The organism is Brachybacterium avium, assembly GCF_002216795.1.
Classification (GTDB): domain Bacteria; phylum Actinomycetota; class Actinomycetes; order Actinomycetales; family Dermabacteraceae; genus Brachybacterium; species Brachybacterium avium.
Genome location: NZ_CP022316.1, coordinates 1,198,832 through 1,221,322 on the forward strand (window position 1 = coordinate 1,198,832; position 22,491 = coordinate 1,221,322).

A 22,491-nucleotide genomic window follows, 5' to 3' on the forward strand; every position below is an offset into this window, starting at 1 on the left:
GCGCTGCCGACGCCCTCCCGTCCTGGGGTGAAGGGTTCCTGTCACGTCATGAGCGCCCTGCTACCCGAATCAGAAACAGGGCGCTCAGAACCAGACAGCAGCCGTCAGGCGTCGGCGCTGGACGCCTCGTCCTCCGGAGAGTCGGCCTCCGGGACCTCCGTGAGCGGAGTCGAGGTTGCCTCGGCCGTGTCAGCGGAGGTGCCCTCGGCGGCGTTCGCCGGGGTGACCTCGACAGGAGCGGGCTCGCCGGAAACGGGCTCGGCGGGAGCCGACTCGGCAGCAGCAGCATCGCCGGGTGCTCCCCCGGAAGGGGCCTTCTCCACCTCGACGTCGAGCTCGTCGACGATCACGCCGTTGCTGCGCGGGATCTCGTGGTCCTCGCCCTGCTGGCCGGTCTCGGAGTGGGCGCCGCAGCCGAAGTTCAGGTGCACCACGCGGCCGTCGGCCGGAGACCACTCATTGGTGCACACCCCGAACTCGTGCCGCAGCGACCCGGAGAGCTGGGTGAAGAAGGCACAGCTGGTGCAATGCGCCGCGACGGTGCCGCGGCGACCGCGGCCGGAACCCTGGCGCGGACCGAACTCTCCCTCGAACCAGCGCTCTGCGGCTTCACTGCGACCCTCCGGGGAGAGCACGCGGGGACGACCCAGGCCCAGCTCCCACAGCGCGACCCGGTCGGCGTCCTCGTCGCCGGTCGCCTCATAGCCCTGCTCGAGCCGGTCATCCTGCTCCTGATAGGGCAGCAGGTCGTCGGCGCCGATGTCGGAGGGCTTCAACCGCTCGGACCACGGCTCCCAGTCGGGGGCGAGGATCGCATCCTCGCCGGGCAGCAGCGCGGTCTCGGCCACCGTGGCGGCCTTCGCGCGTGAGGCGCGGGTGGTCACGACCACCCAGGACCAGCCGCGGTACCCGGGCATGGTGCATTCGAAGACATGGGTGGCCAGCCGCTCCCCGCTGGCCTCGACGCGGAGGTGGTCACCGACCTGGCCCGGCTCGGTGACCTCGAGCAGCGCCTCGCGGGCGAGGTCGACGGCCTCGGCCGCGATCGCGTCGAGCTTGGGCCGCGCGGTACGGGCGCGGCGGGAAGCGGTGGTCGGTGACGTCATGGGTTCAGGCCTCGAAGTTGTCGGCGACGGCGCGGAGGACGGTGGCGATCTTCTGCGAGTGCCCGCGGTCGGGGTACCGCCCCTGGCGCAGACCGTTGGAGGCGTCGTCGAGCAGGCGGATCAGGTCCTCGACCATCCCCGCCATCTCGTCGGGCTTCTGCCGCCGGGCGCGGCTGACCGAGGGCGCGGGCTCGAGCAGCTGCAGCGCGAGCACCTGCGGGCCGCGACGACCGTCGACCATGTCGAAGTCCACGCGAGCGCCCGGCCGGAGGGAGTCGACTCCCTCGGGCAGGTTCGAAGCGTGCACGTAGACGCTCTGTCCGTCTTCGTCATCGAGGATGAAGCCGAAGCCCTTCTCGGCGTCGTAGAACTTCACCTTGCCGCGTGGCACCTGGATCCCATTCCTTGTCTGCTGCTCATCGGTCTGCCAGTACTGGTTCCCGGGGCGCGGGCGGAGCATCCGTGCCGGCTGCTCCATGTGCGCCCCGAGGGGCTGCCGGAGACCGTCCGGCAACGCTCGAGTCTATCGTGCCCCGGCCACCTCGGGGCGAGCGGAATATTCCGAGGTGACCACGGACACCGCCGCAACCGTCAACGGCGGCGCTCAGGCGGGATCTCACGCTCCGGCGCGGTCGCCGCCACCGGCCCCAGCCCCAGCCCGGTGAGGACCTGCTCGAGGATCATCGCCGTGAAGCCCCAGACGAAGGCACCGCCGGGGAGGTCGAAGGCGGGGCCGACGCCGCGGCCGGAGAGCACCCCGCGCTGCTGATGCATGGGGTCCCCGAGCGAGCCGGGCCCGGTCAGCGGCGCCCACACCAGACGCTCGACCTCGATCGGGTCCTGCACCCCGAGCGGCAGCAGCGACGGCGACCAGCTCAGCACCGGCGTGACGACCTGGACGCGCCACGGCATCGGTATCGGCGCGAAGGCGCCGAGCACGCGCACGTCGGCCGGGTCCAGCCCGGTCTCCTCGCGGGCCTCGCGCAGCGCGGTGTGCACGTCGTCGCGGTCCTCCGGGTCGAAACCGCCTCCGGGCAGCGAGAACTGTCCGGGCTGGGAGCGCATCGCGTGGCCGCGCTCCTCGAGCACCAGCTGCGCGTCGTGCAGGCCGGTGCCCGCCAGGTGGATCAGCACGGCGCTGCGGCGCACGGGCCGGCCCTGCTGCGGCGGATCCAGCGGATGGGGGTCGCGGCGCACCAGCACGTCGCCGCGCCGCGCCCGCTCGGCCAGCGGGGCGAGGAAGGCCGCCTCGGCGGGGAGGTCGGCGCCCTGGGCCTCCGCGGCGCTCATGCCAGACCCACCTGCGGGCAGTGATCGACCAGCACGCACTGCCCGCAGCGGGGCGCCCGGGCGGTGCACACCCGTCGCCCATGGAGGATCAGCCGCAGGCTCAGCACGGTGAGCTCCTCGGCGTCGGCGCCGGTGCCGTCGGCCTCCATCCGGGCGACCACGTCCTCCTCGACCTTGCGGGGGTCGGTCCGGGCGGTCCAGCCCAGGCGTCGGGAGAGCCGGCCGACGTGGGTGTCCACCGCCAGCAGGGAGTGACCGAACCAGGCGCCCCGCACCACATGCGCCGTCTTCCTGCCCACCCCGGGCAGCGCCTCGAGCGCGGCCTGGTCGTCAGGGACCTGCCCCTCGTGACGGGTGACCAGCCCCTGCGCCAGGGAGATGATCCGACGCGCCCGGGTGGGCCCCATTCCGAGCGGCCGCACCACCTCGGCGACGGCGGCCTCCTCGGCCTCGGCGAGTGCTGCGGGATCCGGCCAGCGGGAGAACAGCTCCGGGGTGACCTGATTGACGCGCACGTCCGTGGTCTGCGCCGAGAGCACCGTCGCGACCAGGAGTTCGACGGCATCTCGGTGGTCGAGCTCGGTGCGCGCCTCGACGTGCAGATCTGCCAGCCGGGAGGCGACCAGAGCGGCGTCGGCGGGCTCCCCGGATCCGGACGTCGCAGCAGTCCGATGGGTCGACCTCGAGGTCTGCATTGATTCTCCTTCGGCGGGTGGCAGGACCGAACGGCGTCAGCACGGTAGTGTTTGACCATCATGTGACAGTGACCACCGCAGTTCGTGGCTCACGACACATCGAGTAGCACAGCACGGTCCCGAGGCTCGGGGCCCCACACTCAGGAGGTTCCGTGGACGAGAACATCGTACGGTCATCACCGCTGTTCGCTGCGCTCGACGAGGACGGCAAACAGGCCGTGCTGGCGTCGATGAAGCAGGAGGACTACCACCGCAGCGCCATCATCTTCCGGGAGGGAGACCCGGGCGATCGGCTGTTCATCATCGGCTCCGGCAAGGTGAAGGTCGGCCACGCCTCGGGCGACGGCCGCGAGAACCTGCTGGCCGTGCTCGGCCCGGGTGAGACCCTCGGCGAGCTCTCCCTGTTCGATCCTGCGCCGCGCAACGCGACCGCCACGGTGGTCGCCGAGTCGACCCTCTACTCGCTGTCCCAGCAGGATCTGTACCGGGTCCTCGCCCAGCGCCCCGAGGTGGGCCGGCACCTCCTCGCCTCGCTCGCCCGCCGCCTGCGCAAGACCAACGAGTCCCTCGCGGATCTGGTCTTCGCCGATGTGCCCGGCCGCGTCGCCAAGAACGTCCTGGACCTCGCCCAGCGCTTCGGCCGACAGACGGACGACGGCGTGATGGTCGCCCACGGCCTCACCCAGGAGGAGCTCGCCCAGCTGGTCGGCGCCTCCCGCGAGACCGTCAACAAGGCGCTGGCGGACTTCGCCTCGCGCGGCTGGATCCGGCTCGAGGCCCGCGCGGTCCTGATCTCCGACGTCGAGCGACTGCGCCGCCGCGCCCGCTGACCCTCGAGAGCTGATGCCCGCGAGGCCGCTGCTCCGGCAGCGGCCCGGCAGCGGCTCCGGCGCCGACACCGGCCCCCCACAGCGACACGCGCATCGAGAACCCCGATCTCACCCGCCGAGGTGGGAGATCGGGGTTCTCGGCGTCTCCCGACGGCGTGTCACGGAGGAAGCGCCGCCGGCTCGGGATCAGCGGCTCAGCGTTCCTCGGCCAGGTGATCGAGCGCGGCGCGGAGGTTCCAGCGGGCGGCGCCCTCGAGCTGCTCGGGAAGATCCGGTCCGTAGACCACCCGCAGCAGACGGTCCATGGTCAGCACACCGGCGGTCCGTGCCCGGCGCACCTCCTCGATGCGTTCCCGGCGATGGCTGATCGCCTGCTCGATCGCCTCGAGAGCGTCCAGCGGCGTCTCGTAGGCGGGACCGTGCCCGGGATGGATCGAACCGATACGGCCGTCGATGGTCATCGCCCGCAGGATCGCCAACGACTGCAGGTAGTCGGTGACGGAGCCGCCGTCGTCGGGCACGATCACGGTGGAGGAACCGCCCAGCAGCGTGTCCCCGCTGAGCAGGCGGCCGCCGTCGACCAGCACGGCGACTGAGTCGGACGTGTGGCCGGGCAGATGGATGATGTGGCCCGCGGTTCCGTGGTCGCCCTCGAGCGTCGCCGGCAGCGGCCGTGAGCCGGGCACTGCGGACTGATCCGCCGCCCACAGCGGCACCTCGTGCCCGCTGCGGGCGGCCAGCTGCCTCGCCAGGGTGGCGGCTCCGGCGGTGTGGTCGAGATGGCGGTGGGTGACCAGCACGCCCCGGGGCCGCGGCTCCGGACCGCAGCGCAGCAGGAGCTCGGCGAGGTGCTCCGGATCGCGGGGGCCGGGGTCCACGATCCATACCTGGTCGCCGTCGCGCAGCACGTAGCTGTTGGTGCCGCTCAGCGTCATCGGGCCCGGGTTCTCAGCCCGGACGTCGATCAGCTCGATGGGGGGCGCGTCGGCATCGCGCGACGGGGCATGCTCGTCCACGACGGCGCTCTCAGTCGTTCGGGACGGCCGGGCCGTCGAACTCCACCAGCAGGTCGAGCTCGACCGGGGCGTCCAGCGGCAGCACTGCGACACCGACGGCGGCCCGGGCGTGGGAGCCGGCCTCGCCGAAGATCTCGCCGAGCAGCTCGCTGGCACCATTGATCACGGTCGGCTGTGCGGTGAAGGCGGGGTCCGAGGCGACGTAGCCGGTCAGCTTGACCACCCGGACGATGCCGTCCAGGTCGCCCACCAGCGCCTCGATCGCCGCGAGGGCGTTGAGGCAACAGGTGGCGGCCAGCTCTGCGGCCTGCTCCGGGGAGACCTCGGCGCCGACCTTGCCGGTCAGCGGCAGCGCGCCGTCCACGAAGGGCAGCTGGCCGGAGGTGTGCACGTGGTTCCCGCTCGCCACGGCGGGCACATAGGCGGCCACGGGGGCGGCGACGGCGGGCAGGGAGAGCCCGCGCTCGGCGAGCCGGGCCCGGATGCGGGGGCTCTGCGGGGCGGCGCTCACCGGCTCAGCCCTCGCTCAGCGGACGCTTGAGGTAGGCGACCAGGTTCTCCGGGTTCGGCCCCGGCACGACCTGGACCAGCTCCCAGCCCTCCTCGCCGTAGTTGTCGAGGATCTGCTTGGTCGCATGGATCAGCAGCGGAACGGTCAGGTACTCCCAGCGGGTCACAGTGCTCATGGGGAGAGCCTACCGGGGAGACCAGGCCGACAGGGGGACTCTCAGCTGCCCACGGCCTCCTTCTCGGCGTGACGCAGCGCGGCCCACCAGTTGCTCACGTCGGGGTGGCGGCGCAGCAGGCGCCGGCGTTCCCGTTCGGTCATCCCGCCCCACACTCCGAAGTCCACGCGGTTGTCGAGGGCATCGGCCAGGCATTCCGTCCTCACCGGGCACGCCCCGCAGGCGAGCTTCACCGCGTGCTGCTCGGCGCCCTGCACGAAGAAGCCGTCGGGCTCCATGCTCACACAGGCGCCACGCGTCGCCCAGCTCGAGTCGGAGGTCGTGGGAGATTCCCCGATGGTCATTCGCATCCCCTTCCCAGGTGGCGGATCGACGTTGATCCGGTCATGCCCCTCACTGTAAGGAGACTCTCGCCACATGGCAAAACATGGCGCACGCGAGTCTCTGACATGCTGGGCGTGGTAGTGCCGACGGCGCCGCCGCCCGGACCGGCCCTTCGCCGGGCGGGCACCGCGGGGGACGCGCCACGGATTCGTGAAGATTCGGCACTCGTGGCATGCCTCATGGCCGAGGGTCCGCCACTGCCCGTACTGTGGGAACATGGCCCGCCCCACGTCCGCGTCCGCCTCCGGCCGCTCCCTGCCCGTAGCCCTGCTGCAGACCATCTACCTGCTGCTGGGGATGCTCGCCGTCTCCGCGCTCGCCGGTGTGCTGATGGCGGCGTTCTTCCTGCCGATGGTGTCGGCCGGCTCGGCCGTCGCCAAGGACGGCGTCGCGCTGTTCGACTCGTACCCGAGCGAGCTCGAGGTGGAGCCGCTGAACGAGGCGAGCCGGATCGAAGCCTCGGATGGCTCGCTGCTGGCGATCTTCTATTCGGAGAACCGCATCATGGTGCCGCTGGAGGAGATCTCCCCGCACATACAGCATGCGGTGATCGCGGTCGAGGACCGTCGCTTCTACGAGCACGGCGGCGTGGATCCCAAGGGCATGGTCCGCGCCTTCGCCTCCAACGCCGCCGGCGGCGCCACCCAGGGCGGCTCGACGCTGACCCAGCAGTACGTGAAGAACGCCCTGCTGATGGATGCCGTCCAGCGCGGCGACCAGGAGGACCAGATCGAAGCGACCGAGCAGTCCTACGGTCGCAAGCTGCGTGAGGCGAAGCTGGCCCTCTCCCTCGAGAAGAAGTGGTCGAAGGACGAAATCCTCAACGCCTATCTGAACGTGGCGCAGTTCGGGCCCTCCCAGTACGGCGTGGAGACCGGCTCCCGGCACTACTTCAACAAGAGCGCCGTGGATCTGAACCCCGGTGAGGCCGCCCTGCTGGCGGGCATCACCAACGGCCCGAACCAGTACGACCCGGTCTCCCATCCCGAGGCCGGCCAGAAGCGTCGCAACGAGGTCCTGCAGGACATGCGGCACGAGGACTACATCACCGATGAGGAGTACGAGAAGTACACCGCGATCCCGGTGGAGGACATGCTGGACATCCAGAATGTGCAGGCCGGCTGCGCCTCGGCGGGGACCAGCGGCTTCTTCTGCGACTACGTCACGCGCTCACTGCTGAACGATCCGGCCTTCGCCCCGACCTACGACGAGCGTCGCGAGCTGCTCTACGGCGGCGGCCTCACCATCCGCACCACCCTGGATCCCGAGACCCAGGCAGCGGCCGTGGACATCCTGGAGCGCAAGGTCCCCGCCGACTCCTCGAGCGGCTTCGGCCACTCGATCGTGACCGTCGAGCCCGGCACCGGCAACATCCTCACGATGGCGCAGAACCGCTCGTTCAACCCGTACGCGGAGGTCGGCCCCGGCGAGACGGCGATCAACTACAACGTTCCCAAGTCTCTCGGCGGCGGCAACGGCTTCCCGGTCGGCTCGACCTTCAAGCCCTTCGTCCTGCAGGACTGGCTCGAGCACGACCGGTCGATCTACGACAGGGTCAGCACCGAGCGACGCCCGATCTCGCGCTCCCCCGCGGCCTGCCTGCCCCGGGGCGCCTGGCGGTCGGCAGAGGCCTGGAACCCCGACAACGCGGTCTCGGTGAGGATCTCGCCGATGGAGACGGCACTGAACGCCACGAAGTTCTCGATCAACACCGGCTACACGGACATGGCGCGCCAGCTGGACCTGTGCGACATCGCGAACACGGCACGCGACATCGGGGTGGTACCGGCAGGGTACGACCCCTATGACCCGGACACCTGGGAGATGCCGATCGAGGACATGTACGGCACAGAGCTGGCTCCGGCCGTGCTGGTCCTCGGCGAGGTGCGCATCTCCGCACTGAACATGGCGTCCGCCTACGCCACGTGGGCCGCCGGCGGCACGTACTGCACGCCGCAGGCCATCTCCGAGGTGCTCGACCGCAACGGGGAGGCGATGGAGATCTCCGGCGCCGACTGCCACCAGGCAGTGGAGAAGGAGGTCGCCGACGCGATGGCATGGACCCTCGAGCAGGACCTCGAGGACCCCCAGGCCACCGGCAAGGGCAAGATCATCGAGGGCCACCCGGCCGGGGGCAAGACCGGTACCTCGGGCTCCCAGTACCACACCTGGTACGTCGGCTTCACTCGCCAGATGTCCACCGCGGTGTGGTTCGGCCACCCGAACGCCAACATCCGTCCCGGCGGCTTCTCGGTGGACGGACAGATGCTTCGCAGCGGTCATGTCTGGGGCAACACCGTCTCCCTGCCCACCTGGCAGGAATACATGACCCGCGTCCATGAGGGGCTGCCCAGCAAGCCGTTCCCGGCAGCCCCCGAGAAGCCCGCCGCGCCGTCCTCCGATGTGGCCCAGAAGGGCGTCGTGCCGGATGTCTCCGGGATGGTGCTCAGCCAGGCGGAGAGCGCGGTGGAGTCGGCCGGCTTCAAGGCCGAGGTGCGCAACGAGTCCAGCAGCTCCGTGGGCAAGTGGTACGTGATCGGCACGGACCCCGCTCCCGGCACCCGCCTGCCCGAGGGCAGGACCGTGGTCATCCGCCAGTCCACCGGAGGGAACTGAGGTGCGGCCAGCTCTCGCGGCCGCCGGGGCCGTGGGCGGCCTCGGGCTGGGCGCCGGCGCCGCGGCCCATGTCTGGGCCCGGCACGTCGAGATCCACCGCTTCACGCTGCGGGAGCTCGAGCTGCGGATCCTGCCCCCGGGCGCTCGCACGATCCGCGTGCTCCACCTCAGCGACATCCATCTGCTGCCGGACCAGCAGCGCAAGCTCGACTTCCTCGACCATCTCTCGCTGCTGCGCCCGCATCTGGTGATCGACACCGGAGACAACATCGCCTCCGCGGCCGCGATCCCAGTGCTGGCCCAGGCCCTGGAACCGCTGCTGCGCCGACCCGGCGCGTTCGTCCACGGCTCCAACGACATGTTCGAGCCGATGCCGAAGAACCCCGCCCGCTACCTGCTGCCGGATTCGCGGCCCGCCGGATTGACCGACCCCAGAGAGCCCACGCTGCCGGTCGGCGAGCTCACCGAGCGGCTCTCCGAGCACGGCTGGAAGGACCTCACGAACACGCGGGCGAGCATCGAGCTGGGCGGGCTCGAAGTGCGCCTGGTGGGCGTCGACGACCCGCATCTCGAGCTCGACGAGATGCCCGCACCAGCGGATCCGTCGCCGCCGCTGCCCGCGCATGGCAACGTGCTGCGCCTCGGGGTGGCGCATGCGCCCTACCGCCGGGTGCTGGACTCCTTCGTCGCCGACGGTGCGGATCTCATCCTGGCCGGCCACACCCATGGCGGTCAGCTGCGCCTGCCCGGCGTCGGCGCACTGGTCACCAACTGCGACATCCCCCGCCAGCAGGCCCGCGGCCTGTCCACCTGGCAGGGCGTGCCCCTGAACGTCAGCGCGGGCCTGGGCGCGAGCCCGTATTCGAACTATCGACTGTTCACTCCCCCGGAGGCGACCTTGCTCACGTTGCGCGCCCCGAAGCCGTCACCGGTGTCGTGACCACTCGCCGGGCCTGCTAAAGTTTCTCCTCGATGGCCCGCTTCGGCGCGGCATCACCGGGGTGTGGCGCAGCTTGGTAGCGCGTGCCGTTCGGGACGGCAAGGTCGCAGGTTCAAATCCTGTCACCCCGACCAACGAGAAGGGCTGCGGGATCGCATATCGATCCCCGGCCCTTCACTCATTCCCCACGCCCTTCCGTCGGCCCTTCCGGAATGCTCCGCAACAGCGGTCGGCGACTCCCGGACCCCGATACCGCGTCCCTCTCCGCAGGAATTGCGGAACCCCTCAAGAATGGACATTTCGGGCAAAGAATCAACGCTCGACCTGCGGACTCCGAGCGCCGCTCGCCCGGTGCGACCATTCCGCACAATTGAACTACAACGACGTAACTACCATAATGTGATTCGAAATCCGATGGGAACACGAGGCAATTTCATCATTTTTGGCAAAATCTTCGCAAAATCGTGTTCGCTGGAGCGCAAACTCCCCTGTAGCCCCTCCATCACCTGCACATACAGTGTCCAGCGGTGCTGCATCCGCTCAGGCAGTGCTCACCGGGCTGCCGCCTTCCCGTCACCGGCCCGGTCGCTTCCTCCACTTCCCTGGGTGACGGGCGCTGGTCTCGTGCACGTCGTCCTCGACGCTGCACCTCCCCATGCGTGGCGCCGGAGAAAGTGTTCCCCCACGATGTTCCCCACAGCTCCACGAGGCACGCACCGGGCACCCGGTCGCGCCGTGATCGACTACCGGGGTCTCAGCGCCCCCGTGGGTCGAGGTGTCGGAGGCGCCGCCGTGATCGGCGCCGTCTCGGCGACCGCCGTCCTCACCAGCGGTGCAGCAGCCACTGCCCAGGCACCCGCGGCTCCGGCCGTCGGCACGGTCCGCGGCATCGCCCCCAGCGTCACCCCGAGCCTCGCCCCCGGCGTCGCCCCGGCCAAGAAACAGTCCCAGTTCACCTCCGTCAAGCTCCGCCTCGGGGCGCGCGGCGCAGCCGTCTCCCATCTCCAGGAGCGGCTGAACGCGCATGGCTCCTCGCTCAAGGTCGACGGTGTGTTCGGTTCCGCGACTCTGCGCGCCGTGCGCTCCCAGCAGTCGCGGGCAGGTATCGCCGTGGACGGCGTCGTCGGCCCCATGACCTGGGGGACGCTGACCGGCGGGACCTCCACGGCACCGAGCACGAGCCACTCGCAGCCCAAGCTGCGTGTCGGGTCGCGTGGCAGCGCGGTCAGCACGCTGCAGAAGCAGCTCAACGCCTCCGGCGCCTCGCTGCGGGTCGACGGGGTGTTCGGGCCGGCGACGACCTCAGCCGTGCGCGCACTGCAGTCCGCCGCGGGGATCGCAGTGGATGCCGTCGTCGGCCCCCGCACCTGGAGCGCCATCGGCAGCAATGTCCGCATCCCCGCGGATTCCGGCAGCCGCGATGAGGGGCGCACGCCCGTCAGCGGCACCACCGTGCGCGGGCAGGCGATCATCGATGCCGCCCGTACGCAGCTCGGTGCCCGCTACCACTGGGGCGGCCAGACGCCCTCGACCGGCTATGACTGCTCGGGCCTGGTGCACTACGCGTACAACCAGGCAGGGATGAACCTTCCGCGCAAGACGGCCAAGGGCTATGCCTTCGGCGGGCGGGTCATCTCGCAGTCCGAGGCCCAGCCCGGCGATCTCGTCGCGTTCACCGGTAACAACTACGGCCACATGGGCATCTATGTGGGCAACGGCAGGATCATCGACGCCTCCAGCTCGCGCCAGCGGGTCGTCGAGCGTTCCCTCTGGAACGCACCGCACGTGTTCGTCACCTACCGCTGAGAATCCCGGCGGTCCGCGGTAGACGGACATAAGGCCACGACGGCCTGCTCGACGCGAGAGCGTCAACGGGAAGGAGCAGGGCGACGTGAGGGAGCCCGGTCGGCCACACCGACCGGGCTCCCGTGCGTCCGGCCACCTCAGTCGCGGCCGACGCGGCGCGCCGACCACCGACCGGCTGCCGGCACCGCGACCGACAGCACGGCGCCGGGCACCTCGGGCCGCCTCCCCATGGCAAACTGGATCCGATCATGGTCGACGACGTCCTCCCAGGAGAAGCAATGCCCGATCCACTCGCCCTCGTCCCGCTGCCCCAATCCGTCGTCTGGTCGGGCGGCACATGGGAGACGAGCGATCCGTGGGAGGAGCTCTCCGTCGGACTCAACGACGCCCTCCAGGCCACCGAGTACGCGCTGTCGATCTCGCCGGCCGGGGCCTCCCTCAGCGCCGGCAGCGAAGCCTCGCTGGCCGACGGCCGCAACACCTTCGCCCAGATCGTCACCGGGGCGAACGGCTCGATCCCGTGCGTGACGATCTCCGACCGGCCGAAGTACGCCTGGCGCGGCATGCACCTGGATGTCTCCCGTCACTTCCTGCCGCCCGCGGAGATCGAGACCCTCATCGATGCGATGGCGCTGCACCGCCTGAACATCCTGCACCTGCACCTCACCGACGACCAGGGCTGGCGGGTCCAGATCAAGGGATACCCGCGGCTGACCGAGATCGGTGCCTGGCGCGAGCAGACCCTGATCGGCCACATGGGTGAGGACGAGGAGAGCTGGACCTTCGACGGCACCCCTCACGGCGGCTCCTACACCCAGGAGGAGCTGACGGACCTGGTCGAGTACGCCCGGCGCCGCGGCATCATGATCGTGCCCGAGGTGGACCTGCCCGGCCACATGCAGGCGGCGATCGCCGCCTACCCCGAGCTGGGCAACTTCCCCGAGCAGCAGCTCGGGGTACGCGAGGTCTGGGGGATCTCCGATCACGTCCTGGGCGTCTCCGACGAGGTCTTCGACTTCCTGCGCGATGTGCTCACCCAGATCGCGGACCTCTTCCCCGCCCCGTACGTGCATATCGGCGGTGACGAATGCCCGCGGGTGGAGTGGGAGCGCTCCTCCGCCGCCCGTGCTCGGATGAACGAATGGGGCCTGACCCGGGTCTCCGAGATCCAGGGCCGATTCACGCAGTTCGCCGCCGACGTCCTCGCCGAGAAGGGCAAGCGGATCATCGCCTGGGACGAGGTGCTCGAGACTCATCTGCCCGATGACACCGTGGTCATGAACTGGCGCCACGGCAACGGGCTGAAGGAGGCGACCTCGCGCGGCTTCCGCACCATCATCGCGAACAACGAGCACACCTACTTCGACCACTACCAGGCGACCCCCAAGGATGAGCCGCTCGCGATCGGCGGGCTCACCACCGTCAAGGATGTCTACACCGCGAAGTTCTCGCCGCACGCGCTCGATGAGGACCAACAGAATCTGCTGATGGGTCTGCAGGGCCAGCTGTGGACCGAGTACATGCCGTCGGCCGAGCAGGTCCAGTACATGGCCTTCCCCGGATGTGCGCCCTCGCCGAACGGGCATGGGGCTCCCCGGAGCAGAGCTGGGAGGAGTTCGAGGAGCGGCTGCGCGCCCACCTGCCGCGCCTGGACGCCTTCGGCATCAGCTACCGCCCGCTGGACTGAGATGAGCTCTTCCCACCAGGACGCCCACCCCTACGGCCGCTCCGCCGACGACGTCCGCCGACGGAACCAGCGGCTGCGCCGCACCCGACGGCTCCGGGCGACACAGCTGACGATCTTCTCGATCCTCGCCGTCACCCTGATCGCGGTCGGCGTCTACGCGGTCGGCGAGCTCAGCGAACCGGTGGCCGATCCCGGGGTGATCGCACAGAAGCCCTTCGGCGACCCGCCCGTGGAGCTCTCCTGCCCGGAGCCCGGCGCCGTCCCGCTGCCGCCCGGGGAGGTCACGGTGACCGTGCTGAACGGCACCCGCCGCAGCGGCCTGGCCGGTGACGTCTCCGAGCAGCTCGCCGACAGGGGATACGGGGTCGAGAGCCCCGGCAACACGCGCAACGCCACGGGCCCGGCCACCATCGTCCACGGACCCCAGGGCTACCTGGCCGCGCAGTCCGTGAGGGTGCAGATCCAGGGCGCGGAGCTGAGCCTGGACGAGAAACAGGAGGGGAACGCGGTGACGGTGCTGATCGGCGACGGGTTCAGCGGGCTCGAGGAGGAGTCGGCGGCCTCCGCCGCGCTCGAGGAGCCGGTTCCGACGCCCGAACGCTGCTGAGGCTCGTCCCTCGCAGCACGTCGATCAGTCCTGCGCCCCACCGACTGATCTCCTACCGCTCGTCCCTCGCAGCACGTCGATCAGTCCTGCGCCCCACCGACTGATCTCCTACCGCTCGTCCCTCGCAGCACGTCGATCAGTCCTCCCACGCGCGTCGATCGGTCTCCATGCGCAGCCCGATCCCCAGCGAGACCCCGCCGCCGAAGAGCAGCAGCAGCACGATGGTGCCGAAGAGGACCGCGGTGCCGGTCGATCCGGGCATCAGCCCCACCAGCAGGCTGTTGATGCCGCTGACCTCGATCACCGGCTCCGCGGACGCGCTGATGTCCGGGTCGACATCGACCACCAGGGTCGCCTGGACCGGAACTCCCGCGCTGTCGCGGACGTCGTAGGTGATCGGCGTGGTGCTGCCGGTGAAGCCCTCGACGGGCTCGAAGGTCACCGTGCCGTTGTCCCCGACGGAGAAGGTCCCCTCCCCCGGAATGAGCAGCCGGGTGCCCCGGCCGTCCTCGAGCTCGGCCAGGTTGGTCGCCTCGAGGGAGCTGATCCGCAGAGTCTCGGGCAGCAGCGGCTGGGCACCGCTGCCGGCGGTGTCATTGCTCAGCACGTCCACGGTGACCGGGGTCTGCGGCGCGGTGCGCCCCTCATCCTCGCGCGGCGTGGCGACGACCCCGAGACGATCACCTCCACGGTGGCCTGGACCAGGTTGTCGGCGTAGATGCCGCGGGCGACGATCCCCACCGGTGCGGCGGTGCCGGTGAAGCCCTCCACGGGCATCATCACCACCGTGCCGGTCTCGTGGTCGATCCGCCAGGTGCCCTCCCCCGGGACGACCAGCTCGGCACCGTCCGCGGAGGGTTCCGCGCCCTCGGGGGCCGCTGCCGGGTCGAAGCGCAGCGAGTCCGAGCTGATGTCTCTGCTGCCCGCACTCATGTCGATGCCGATCACGGTGCCGGGCGCCCCGGCCACGGTCTGCGAGCGCAGGATCGGGTATGCCGTGCTGAGCTGTGCGGTCGAGGCGGTGTGGCCTTTCCCGTCCCCGCCGGTGATGCCCATCGGCGCGGTCTCGCGCACGTCGTCGCTCTCCGGTGTGAAGCGCACCGTGGCCGCCGCGCGATCCAGCGCCCAGGTCCCCTGTCCTTCCACCGTCACCTCGGTGCCGTCCTCGGAGGCGCGGTGGGCCTCGGAGGGGCCCAGCGGTTCCAGGCGCAGCGTCGCCGGGTCGACATACTGCTGCCCCTCTCCCACCACGAACAGGATCTCCTGTCCGTACGGGGCGGACCAGTCGAGGTCGGAGATGATCGGGACCGAGAGCGTGATCCGGCCGGCCTGCTCCGCCGCGCCCTCGTCGTCCTCGATCACGAAGCGGACCGGGTCGAGCTGTCGGCCGAGCCCCGGCCCCGAGGGGGTGTGGGTGATGGTGCCGCCGTCGGCCGCGAGCTGCCAGGCGCCCTGGTCGGGGACCAGGGCCCGGCTCCCGTCGGTGAGCACTGTGGAGCCGGAGGGCAGGTCCCCCAGCTCCAGGCGTGTGGAGCCCTGGTCGGGGACGCTGCTGGGCAGGTCGATGCTCGTCGCCTCACCGGCCGAGCCGCGTGCCGTGATCTCCTCCAGCTCCAGCATCTCGGGGTGAGCCGGACCGGCTCGGAGCGGCCCGCGTGCAGTCCGCCGATGGTCAGCTCGATCGGTGCAGTCGGACCTTCCACCCCGATCAGGGGGGTGAAGACCAGCTGGTCGGCGAGCAGCGACCAGGTCCCCTCCCCCTTCACCTCGAGGCTGCGGGCGTCCTCCCCGAGACTCATCTGCGAGAGCGTGCTCTCACCGGCGCCCTCGGGCAGGACCAGCTGGGCCGAGTCGAGGTCCACCTCGTCCTCGAGACCGTCCTGGATCAGTGCACCGAGCGGGATGCGGGTGATCGCGCTGGGGACCATGTGCAGGGTCTGCGTCTCGGCCGGGAACTCGAAGGAGCCGTCCTCCCCAGCGCGGTGGCCGGGAGCGCGGTCGACAGCGCCAGCACACCGGCTGCGCACAGCGCCGCCGCACGCGCGACCAGGGATCCCGGACGTGCGCGCGAGGAGCGACGCGGCGACGGCTCGAGCATCCGGCCAGGGTAGCAACGCGTGCCTGGGGACCGGGGAACACCGTCGGCCGGATACGGCCCGCTCGTAGAGTGTCGTCATGGATGCGCGCCATGCTCCCTCCCCCGCCGCGGCCGACGGCGCTGCGCTCGGCGGCTCCGTCCCGGACGCCGCCCTGGATGTCTCTGCGCTGCCGCCGCTGGAGGAGGTGCTCGAGCTGCTCACCGAGCCGCTGGCGGCCTGGATGCCCGCCCAGCGCTGGTACGCCCATAAGGGCTCCGGGTCGCCGCGCACCGGGATCCGCGGCTGGGCGCCGTTGCGCGTGGCCCCGGATCATCTGGTGGTGCTGGTCGTGGTGGCCGTGTCCCTCGCGGGTGGCGGCGAGGCGCTCTACCAGGTGCCGCTGGTGCTGCGGCGCCCCGGCACCGCGCCGGAGGGGGCCGACGAGGGTGCGCGGGTCGGGACGGTCACGGTCCGCGGCAGTCCGCTGCGCGTGGACGATGCCACCCGAGATGCGGACGGGAGAGCAGCGATCATCGCCATCCTGGTCTCCGGGGAGGGTGCTCTGGGCCCGTCCCTCGGCCTCTCATCCCATCGCCCGGTCCCCGACGCACCGCTGCCAGTGGGCCGCGCGATGCGGAGCCGAGTCCTTCTCGGGGAGCAGTCCAACACCTCCCTCATCGTCGAGATCGAGGGCGCCTCCCCGCTGATCGTGAAGCTGTTCCGGGTGCTGCAGGACGGGCAGAACCCCGATGTGGTGCTGCAGGGCGCGCTGACCGCGGCCGGGAGCACCCGGGTGCCCGCGCTCATCGGCTCCGCGACGGTGGCAGTGGACCGGATCCGCACCCATTCGCTGCTGGCCCAGGAGTTCCTGCCCGGGGTCGAGGACGCCTGGCGGCACGCACTGCGCCTCGCCGCTGCCGGCGAGGGGAACGAGGAGGAGATCCGTCGTCTGGGGATGACGGTGGCGGAGGTCCATCGCGACCTCGCCCGGGTGCTCGGCACCGTGATCGCGGACTCCGCGACGGTGGGGTCGATGGTGGCGCAGATGAGGCAGCGCCTCGCCGCGGTCTCCGCCGAGGTGCCGCAGGTAGCGGTCCATCGCGGCGTGCTCGAGGGGCTGCTGGAGGCGGCGCTCGAGGTGCCGTGGCCGGCGATGCAGCGCATCCATGGCGATCTCCACCTGGGCCAGGTGCTGCTGTCCCCGGAGCGGGGGTGGGTGCTGTTGGACTTCGAGGGCGAGCCGCTGCGCCCGCTGGCCCAGCGCAACCAGCCCGATTCCCCGCTGCGGGACGTGGCCGGCATGCTGCGCAGCCTCGACTACGTCGCCGGCGCGGTGCGGCAGGAGCACGGGGTCGATGCCGCCGCATGGACGACCGGCGCCCGTGCCGCCTTCCTCTCCGGGTACGGGCAGGAGGCCGGGGAGCCCGCAGATCCCACGGCCCGGGCTGTCCTGCTGGCGGCGTTCGAGGCCGACAAGGCCGTCTACGAGGCGCTGTACGAGGCGCGGAACCGTCCGGACTGGCTGCCGATCCCCGTGGCCGCGCTGGAGCGGATCAGCGCACCAGGCGCGGCGGCGTCAGCGGGCTGAGCGCCGAGGACGGGCTGGTGGTGGCCATCGGAGTCAGCGAGCCGGGCAGGAAGGGTGCGCTGATCGCACGCACCGCGACGCGGACGCCGACGACGATCTCGAGCAGGTCCCCAGCCGCGCTCGTCCAGCTCGCGGTGGTCATCCCGGCACCGGCCCGCTCGGAGCGGCGGTGCATTCCCTGGGAGGTCGCGACCCCATCAGCGACTCCGAGCAGCTGCCCGGTGGCGCTCTCGGAACCGGTCGGGGCACCGGTGCTCACCAGCAGCGCGCTGACATGGCACATGGTCTGCAGCCCGCGCCAGGAGTCGCCGGAGGAACGGTCCCGCTGGGGGCGATGATCACGGAAGTCGAGCAGACCGGGCTGCTCCTCGAGCACCGCAGTGGTGACCGCGGTCAGCAGGTCGTGCATGCGCTGATGGGTCTGGTCCTGGCTGGGGATCGCATCGGGTGCGCCGGAGGGGAGGGCTGACATCGCCGTTCACCTCCCACCCTTGTGCCGCACCCGGGGGGCGACGGCGTCACGCTGCACCGCTCGGCCGGAGCGGTGGGCGACCAGAGTATCGATTCCGGGCGTCGCTGCCGATGGGGAGAACTCCCCATCGACGTCCCGCCCTACTCGTCGGCAGCGGTCGAGACGAACTCCACGGGCGCGACCGAGGAGTAGCGGTCCTGCCGGATCGACACCACCCCCACGCCGCCGATGAACGGGGCCAGGGCCTGCGGGTTCTTGCCGGGGTTGGCGAGGATCACCTGGAAGCCGAAGTGGCGGAACGACTCCATGGCAGCGGTGATGAACTTGCCCGCCCCCTTGGAGAACGCCTCGTCGATGATGATCGGCGCGTATCTGGGGACCTCGTGGCCGGTGCCTGCCAGCTGGTAGCGCAGGGCCGCGGCGAGGCAGAAGGTGGCGAGCCGCTCGTTCTGACCGCCCGAGAGCGGGCCACCGGACTCATGGGCGTGGACCACGGTCCCCTCGGCATCGACTTCCTCGGCATGGAAGTGCACATGGCGGCGCACATCCAGGATCACGCGGGAGACCTGGTCGTCGCGGGTGCGGGCCGCGCCGATCATGTCCATCAGGTGCCGCAGCGAGACGAAGCGCTCCTCGGCCAGGTCGCGATCCCGCGAGATGTCGTTCAGCGCAGTGTCCGCCACCGCCTCCTCCAGGGCGCGTTTGAACTCGTCGAGCGCGGCCAGGTGCACCGGTCGCATCGACAGCTGCAGGAAGCGTCCGGAGTGGAACTCGACCTGCGCCAGGAGGGAGTTGATCCGCTGCAGCCGCTTGCGGATCTCCGCCGGCTCCCGGGCGATCGCGGTGGCCAGCGCCTGCACGTCACCGAGGGTGTTGCCGGTGAAGAACTCGAAGAAGCGGTCCTCGACCTCGGGCAGCTTCTCCTCCTCGATCCGCTGCAGGATGGCGAGGTAATCGTCGACCCCTTCGAGCGTCGGGGCGGTGTCCCCCGCCTGGGCGGGCCAGCGGCGGGAGAACTCCCGCATCGCGGTGCGCATGTCCTCCTCGGCGCGGGAGGTGCGACGGGTCAGGTCCATCAGCTCCGCGTCCAGGGTCGCAGAGGCGTCCTTGGTGACCTGGTCGATGGTCGACAGCACCAGCGTGGGGGCGATCGCGGCGAACCGCTCGGCCAGCTCCTGCTCGATCGCGGGATCGAGCGTCGACTCGGCGACCCGCTCGCGGGCCCGGACCAGGCGCTCTTCGGCGCGCTCGGCCTGCTCCCCGAGCTTGCCGGCACTGCGCACCACCTCCAGCAGCTCCTCGTCACTGCCGGCGATGGACTGCTCGACGTCCTCGATCTGGCGTGCCAGCTCGGCCAGCGCGGCCGAGCCGTCCTCCGCGGCGCGCACCATGTCGCGCAGGTTCGCCACTCGCCGGGCCACCGAGGCGGCGTCGATGTCGTCCCAGGTGACAGCGCTGATCATCTGCAGCGCGTAGAGGCGCTCGCGGCGCCGCTCCCGCTCGGCCTCGACGTCCTTGCGTCGGGCCTGCGCCTCGAAGAGCGCCTGCTCGGCGCGGGTGCGCTCGGCTTCGAACACGGCCCGCTTGGCGCGGTTGTCGAAGCCCAGCACCCACTGGGAGCGGTCGTTGATCTGGCGGTCGGCGTTCTTCTCGTGCCGGGCGGCGGAGTGCTTGATCTGCCCGGAGCGCAGCACGGCCCGGGTCAGCCGGGTGAACTCCTCCAGGCTCTCGGCGCAGGTGTAGTCCATGCGAGAGGCGATCTCGTGGGACAGCCAGACATGGAACTCGCCGTCCTTGACGTCGAGCTTCGCCGCCAGGGAGCGGTCATCGATGTTCTTGGCCGGGCGGCGCAGGTCGGTGTTGACCCGGTTGTAGGAGATCCGGCGGCGCAGCCTGGTGCGGTCGATGACGGCGGCGACCTCGCGGTAGATGCGGTCGGGGACCAGGATCGAGCGGGCCAGGCCGCGCAGCGCCTGCTCGGCGGCGGCCGTCCACTCCTCCTCCCCGGTGCGCACCTGCAGCAGCTCGGCGGCGAAGGGCAGCTCGGCAGGCGAGATGCCGACCTCGGCGGCGATGTGGTCGCGCAGGGCGACGTCCTCGGAGTGGAGGTTCGAGGCGCGGGTGGTGAGGGAGGTGAGCTCCTCCCGGGTGCGGGCGAGGGTCTGGCCCAGCTCGCGCACTGCCGCCTCGGCCTCCCAGCGGGCGGCGTCGGCCCCCTTCTCCTCATCCTCCAGGGACTCGCGCAGCGCCGTCACCTCGCGCTGCAGCGCGAGGAACATGTCCTCCCCCGCCGGGGTGCGCAGCTCGACGGTGGCGAGCTGGGCGGCGAACTCTGTGCCACGCTCGCGGCGCCGCTCCCGCTCCACCTCGAGGCCGGCGATCTGCTGCTTCCAGTCGTCGATCTCGCCGCCGCCGGCGCGCTTGCGCTGCTCCTTGAGCTGGGCGAGGTCGGAGCGGGCCTCGGTGACGTCCTGGGTGAGCCGGCGCTGCTGCGCGGCGAGCCGGTCCCGCTCGAGCTGGAGCCGGTCGGTCTCGTCGCCCAGCAGCCGCACCAGGTGCTGGGCGGCGAAGACGTCGATATCCGCCCGACGGTCCACCAGCGCGCCGCCGCGCTCGCGCATGGCGGCCCAGTCCTCGTGCGAGCCGCGCAGGGTGCGCAGCAGCTCGCGCTGCTCGCGAGCGGTCACCAGCGCCTCGTACACCTCGGAGAGGTTCTGGAAGTTCGCCAGCGCCTGGTCGGCGAGCTCGAAGGTGCGCGGGGCGTCGAGCATGTAGTCGCGCAGCAGAGCGTTGACATCGCCGAGCTCCTTGGCGGACTGGATCTTGTGCAGCAGCCCCAGCGCCTTCTCGTCCGGGATGCCCAGCAGCTGGCAGAACGCGGCACGGTACTCACGGAACTGACGGAAGGTCTGGGTGCCCGGATGCGCGGCCTCGAGCGCCTTGCCCTCGATCTGGGTGGAGACGAACTGGCGCAGATCCGTGACGTCCAGAGGCTTCCGGGCGATGACGTACAGGCTCTTGACGTCCGAATCCGCGGAGTGGCCGGCGTGCAGCAGGAGCAACCGGGAGAGCTGGATGGTGCCGCCCTTGCCGTCGCTGTAGCGCAGGGTCAGCACCGACAGGGTGGTCTTCTCCCGCAGCACCTCCTGACTGAACTCGCCGGAGGCCTGGTCATAGGCCATCGCCCAGGCGCCGCGCACATAGCTGGCCACGGTGCGGCGGTACTTCGACCGATTCGGGCCGGCATCGGACGCCGCAGCGTTGAACTGCAGGCCGCGCGGCGGCGTCAGCAGTGCGCTGATCGCGTCCAGCAGGGTGGACTTGCCGGTGCCGGGACCGCCGGTGAGGAAGAACCCCTTGGAGGAGATCGCCAGGTCATGAGTGCCGTGGAAGGTCCCCCAATTGGAGATCTGCACGGCGACCAGCCGCCACTGCCCGGGATGGGGGTGGTCGGGGTCGCGCTCCACCGGCTGGGCGGGCGCGTCGGTCTCGGCCATGCCGGGGAGGTCGAGGGTGTCGGCTGCGGATTCCACCCCTGCAGGGTACCGGGAGCATCCGCCCGGGCGGGCACCGCGCGGGGCGCGCCTCCACCCGCCGATCACCTTGCTATAGTCGCGAAGCTACCGGGGATCACCCCGCAGCGGTCGGCCCCCCTCGATCGACCCTCCGCCCAGCGATGCGCAGCGACCGAGTCCCGGATCCGTCCGACGTCGTCAGGAGTATGGATGCAGGACGTGCCGAGCGATTCCGGCTCGCCGGATGAGCACGGCGCCGCCACCTTCGACGGCGCCCGCGCTGACGCGTCATCGACGGTTCTGCAGCGCACCGATGCTCTCGCCTCACCCCTTCTGTGGGGGCAGGCCTTCCCGGTCGCCGCCTGGAAGCAGGTGCTCGGCGAACGCTCCGTGACCCTGTCTCTCGCGGACGGTCCCGCCACGCTGCTCGGCGCTCGCCACGGTCACGTACGGCGCCACGGCCTCCTCGCCGCGGGACGGCACGAGATCCCCCTGGCCGAGCACGACGACGACTGGCTCTGGGTCGACGACGCTGCAGGCGCGGTCACCTGGACGCTGCCGGAGCGGGTGGAGCTGGCCCCGGTGACCGTGGTGATCCCCACCTACCGCCGGGAGGAGGACGCCCTCGCCCAGGCCCGCCGCTTCCTGCAGATGGAGGTCGTCACGTCCGTGGTGGTCGTGGACCAGGGCGGAACGCTGCCGGACCACCGCGAGTTCGCGCATCTGCTCGCCACGCACCCGAGCCTCCAGCTGGTGACGCAGGCGAACCTCGGAGGTTCTGGCGGCTATGCCCGCGGGATGCTCGAAGCCTCCCGGGACCCAGCCGCAGCGGTGCTCTTCTCCGACGACGACGCGGTCCTGTCCGAGGAGTCCCTGCGTCGGATGGTGACCTACCAGGCGCTGTCCGCCGTGCCCACCATCGTCGGCACCCCGCTGTTCTCCGCCGCACGTCCCTCTCTCCTGGTCGCCCACACCGAGAAGGTGGACAGCAGAGCCTTCCAATGGAGGTCCAGTGATCGCAGGCGCGGCGCGACCGATCTGGCGGGCACCGGCCCGGCGGACTGGACCTTCCTGACCGCACAGGGCGAGGCGAACTACACCGGCTGGTGGGGCACCCTGTTCCCCCGGGCACGGCCCTCGAGCTCGGATACCCCGCCCCCCTGTTCCTGAAGTGG

Annotated in this window: 19 protein-coding genes and 1 tRNA gene; 8 read left to right on the plus strand and 12 right to left on the minus strand. The window is 71.0% G+C overall.

What is annotated here, in order from left to right:
* Positions 1-104: 104 nt before the first annotated feature.
* From CFK39_RS05525 to CFK39_RS05540, 4 genes are all read right to left on the minus strand, one after another.
* Positions 105-1,106 carry a DUF3027 domain-containing protein gene (locus CFK39_RS05525; protein ID WP_089064621.1) on the minus strand — a complete coding sequence of 334 codons (1,002 nt, stop codon included), beginning with the start codon at positions 1,104-1,106 and terminating at the stop codon, positions 105-107.
* 4 nt (positions 1,107-1,110) lie between these two features.
* The gene (locus CFK39_RS05530; RefSeq protein WP_089066301.1) at positions 1,111-1,497 is read right to left on the minus strand and encodes a cold-shock protein; all 387 of its coding nucleotides are present in this window, start codon (positions 1,495-1,497) and stop codon (positions 1,111-1,113) included.
* Positions 1,498-1,697: 200 nt separating this feature from the next.
* Complete coding sequence (locus tag CFK39_RS05535) at positions 1,698-2,396, minus strand: NUDIX hydrolase (RefSeq protein ID WP_089064622.1); 699 nt, start codon at positions 2,394-2,396, stop codon at positions 1,698-1,700.
* Positions 2,393-3,091 carry an endonuclease III domain-containing protein gene (locus CFK39_RS05540; protein ID WP_089064623.1) on the minus strand — a complete coding sequence of 233 codons (699 nt, stop codon included), beginning with the start codon at positions 3,089-3,091 and terminating at the stop codon, positions 2,393-2,395. The genes CFK39_RS05535 and CFK39_RS05540 overlap by 4 nt, the downstream gene beginning before the upstream one ends.
* Before the next feature lie 152 nt (positions 3,092-3,243).
* Between CFK39_RS05540 and CFK39_RS05545 the strand changes: the two genes are divergently transcribed.
* On the plus strand, positions 3,244-3,921 hold the full coding sequence (locus CFK39_RS05545) for a Crp/Fnr family transcriptional regulator (protein ID WP_076808401.1): 678 nt from the start codon (positions 3,244-3,246) through the stop codon (positions 3,919-3,921).
* Between the two features lie 194 nt (positions 3,922-4,115).
* Here CFK39_RS05545 and CFK39_RS05550 read toward each other — a convergent pair whose 3' ends face one another.
* From CFK39_RS05550 to CFK39_RS05565, 4 genes are read right to left on the minus strand one after another with little or no spacing between them, the layout of a single operon-like run.
* Positions 4,116-4,937: an MBL fold metallo-hydrolase gene (locus CFK39_RS05550; RefSeq protein WP_089064624.1), complete on the minus strand. Its 822-nt coding sequence runs from the start codon at positions 4,935-4,937 to the stop codon at positions 4,116-4,118.
* A 10-nt stretch (positions 4,938-4,947) separates the two neighbouring features.
* The gene (locus CFK39_RS05555; RefSeq protein ID WP_089064625.1) at positions 4,948-5,448 is read right to left on the minus strand and encodes a RidA family protein; all 501 of its coding nucleotides are present in this window, start codon (positions 5,446-5,448) and stop codon (positions 4,948-4,950) included.
* 4 nt (positions 5,449-5,452) lie between these two features.
* A complete protein-coding gene (locus tag CFK39_RS05560) occupies positions 5,453-5,623 on the minus strand; it encodes a Sp36 family protein (protein ID WP_089064626.1) in 171 nt (56 codons plus the stop codon).
* A gap of 41 nt (positions 5,624-5,664) precedes the next feature.
* Positions 5,665-5,967, minus strand: a complete 303-nt coding sequence (locus tag CFK39_RS05565; RefSeq protein ID WP_089064627.1) for a WhiB family transcriptional regulator — start codon at positions 5,965-5,967, stop codon at positions 5,665-5,667.
* A gap of 256 nt (positions 5,968-6,223) precedes the next feature.
* Between CFK39_RS05565 and CFK39_RS05570 the strand changes: the two genes are divergently transcribed.
* The 5 genes from CFK39_RS05570 to CFK39_RS05590 all read left to right on the plus strand — a co-directional run bounded on the left by CFK39_RS05570 (position 6,224) and on the right by CFK39_RS05590 (position 13,663).
* The gene (locus tag CFK39_RS05570; protein ID WP_157697075.1) at positions 6,224-8,623 is read left to right on the plus strand and encodes a penicillin-binding protein; all 2,400 of its coding nucleotides are present in this window, start codon (positions 6,224-6,226) and stop codon (positions 8,621-8,623) included.
* A gap of 1 nt (position 8,624) precedes the next feature.
* The gene (locus CFK39_RS05575; RefSeq protein ID WP_089064629.1) at positions 8,625-9,563 is read left to right on the plus strand and encodes a metallophosphoesterase; all 939 of its coding nucleotides are present in this window, start codon (positions 8,625-8,627) and stop codon (positions 9,561-9,563) included.
* Between the two features lie 57 nt (positions 9,564-9,620).
* Positions 9,621-9,697 (plus strand) — tRNA-Pro (locus tag CFK39_RS05580).
* Positions 9,698-10,298: 601 nt separating this feature from the next.
* The gene (locus CFK39_RS05585; protein WP_245822931.1) at positions 10,299-11,369 is read left to right on the plus strand and encodes a C40 family peptidase; all 1,071 of its coding nucleotides are present in this window, start codon (positions 10,299-10,301) and stop codon (positions 11,367-11,369) included.
* Between the two features lie 278 nt (positions 11,370-11,647).
* Complete coding sequence (locus CFK39_RS05590) at positions 11,648-13,663, plus strand: family 20 glycosylhydrolase (protein WP_245822932.1); 2,016 nt, start codon at positions 11,648-11,650, stop codon at positions 13,661-13,663.
* Positions 13,664-13,799: 136 nt separating this feature from the next.
* On the opposite strand, the gene CFK39_RS16730 is transcribed toward CFK39_RS05590, so the two are convergent.
* Together CFK39_RS16730 and CFK39_RS16735 are read right to left on the minus strand one after the other, a co-directional pair.
* The gene (locus tag CFK39_RS16730) at positions 13,800-14,270 is read right to left on the minus strand and encodes an Ig-like domain-containing protein (RefSeq protein WP_245822933.1); all 471 of its coding nucleotides are present in this window, start codon (positions 14,268-14,270) and stop codon (positions 13,800-13,802) included.
* Positions 14,264-15,283: a hypothetical protein gene (locus tag CFK39_RS16735; protein ID WP_245822934.1), complete on the minus strand. Its 1,020-nt coding sequence runs from the start codon at positions 15,281-15,283 to the stop codon at positions 14,264-14,266. Before CFK39_RS16735 ends, CFK39_RS16730 begins: the two co-directional genes overlap by 7 nt.
* Positions 15,284-15,838: 555 nt before the next feature.
* Between CFK39_RS16735 and CFK39_RS05605 the strand changes: the two genes are divergently transcribed.
* Positions 15,839-17,329: a maltokinase N-terminal cap-like domain-containing protein gene (locus tag CFK39_RS05605; RefSeq protein ID WP_089064632.1), complete on the plus strand. Its 1,491-nt coding sequence runs from the start codon at positions 15,839-15,841 to the stop codon at positions 17,327-17,329.
* Here CFK39_RS05605 and CFK39_RS05610 read toward each other — a convergent pair.
* Complete coding sequence (locus CFK39_RS05610) at positions 17,295-17,801, minus strand: hypothetical protein (protein WP_089064633.1); 507 nt, start codon at positions 17,799-17,801, stop codon at positions 17,295-17,297. The two genes, CFK39_RS05605 and CFK39_RS05610, sit on opposite strands and share 35 nt — an antisense overlap.
* 140 nt (positions 17,802-17,941) lie before the next feature.
* Positions 17,942-21,334 carry an ATP-binding protein gene (locus CFK39_RS05615; protein ID WP_245822935.1) on the minus strand — a complete coding sequence of 1,131 codons (3,393 nt, stop codon included), beginning with the start codon at positions 21,332-21,334 and terminating at the stop codon, positions 17,942-17,944.
* A gap of 192 nt (positions 21,335-21,526) precedes the next feature.
* Here CFK39_RS05615 and CFK39_RS05620 point away from each other — a divergent pair, with 192 nt between their 5' ends.
* Positions 21,527-22,486, plus strand: coding sequence for a glycosyltransferase family 2 protein (locus tag CFK39_RS05620; RefSeq protein ID WP_157697076.1), 960 nt, complete (start codon positions 21,527-21,529; stop codon positions 22,484-22,486).
* Positions 22,487-22,491: the final 5 nt, after the last annotated feature.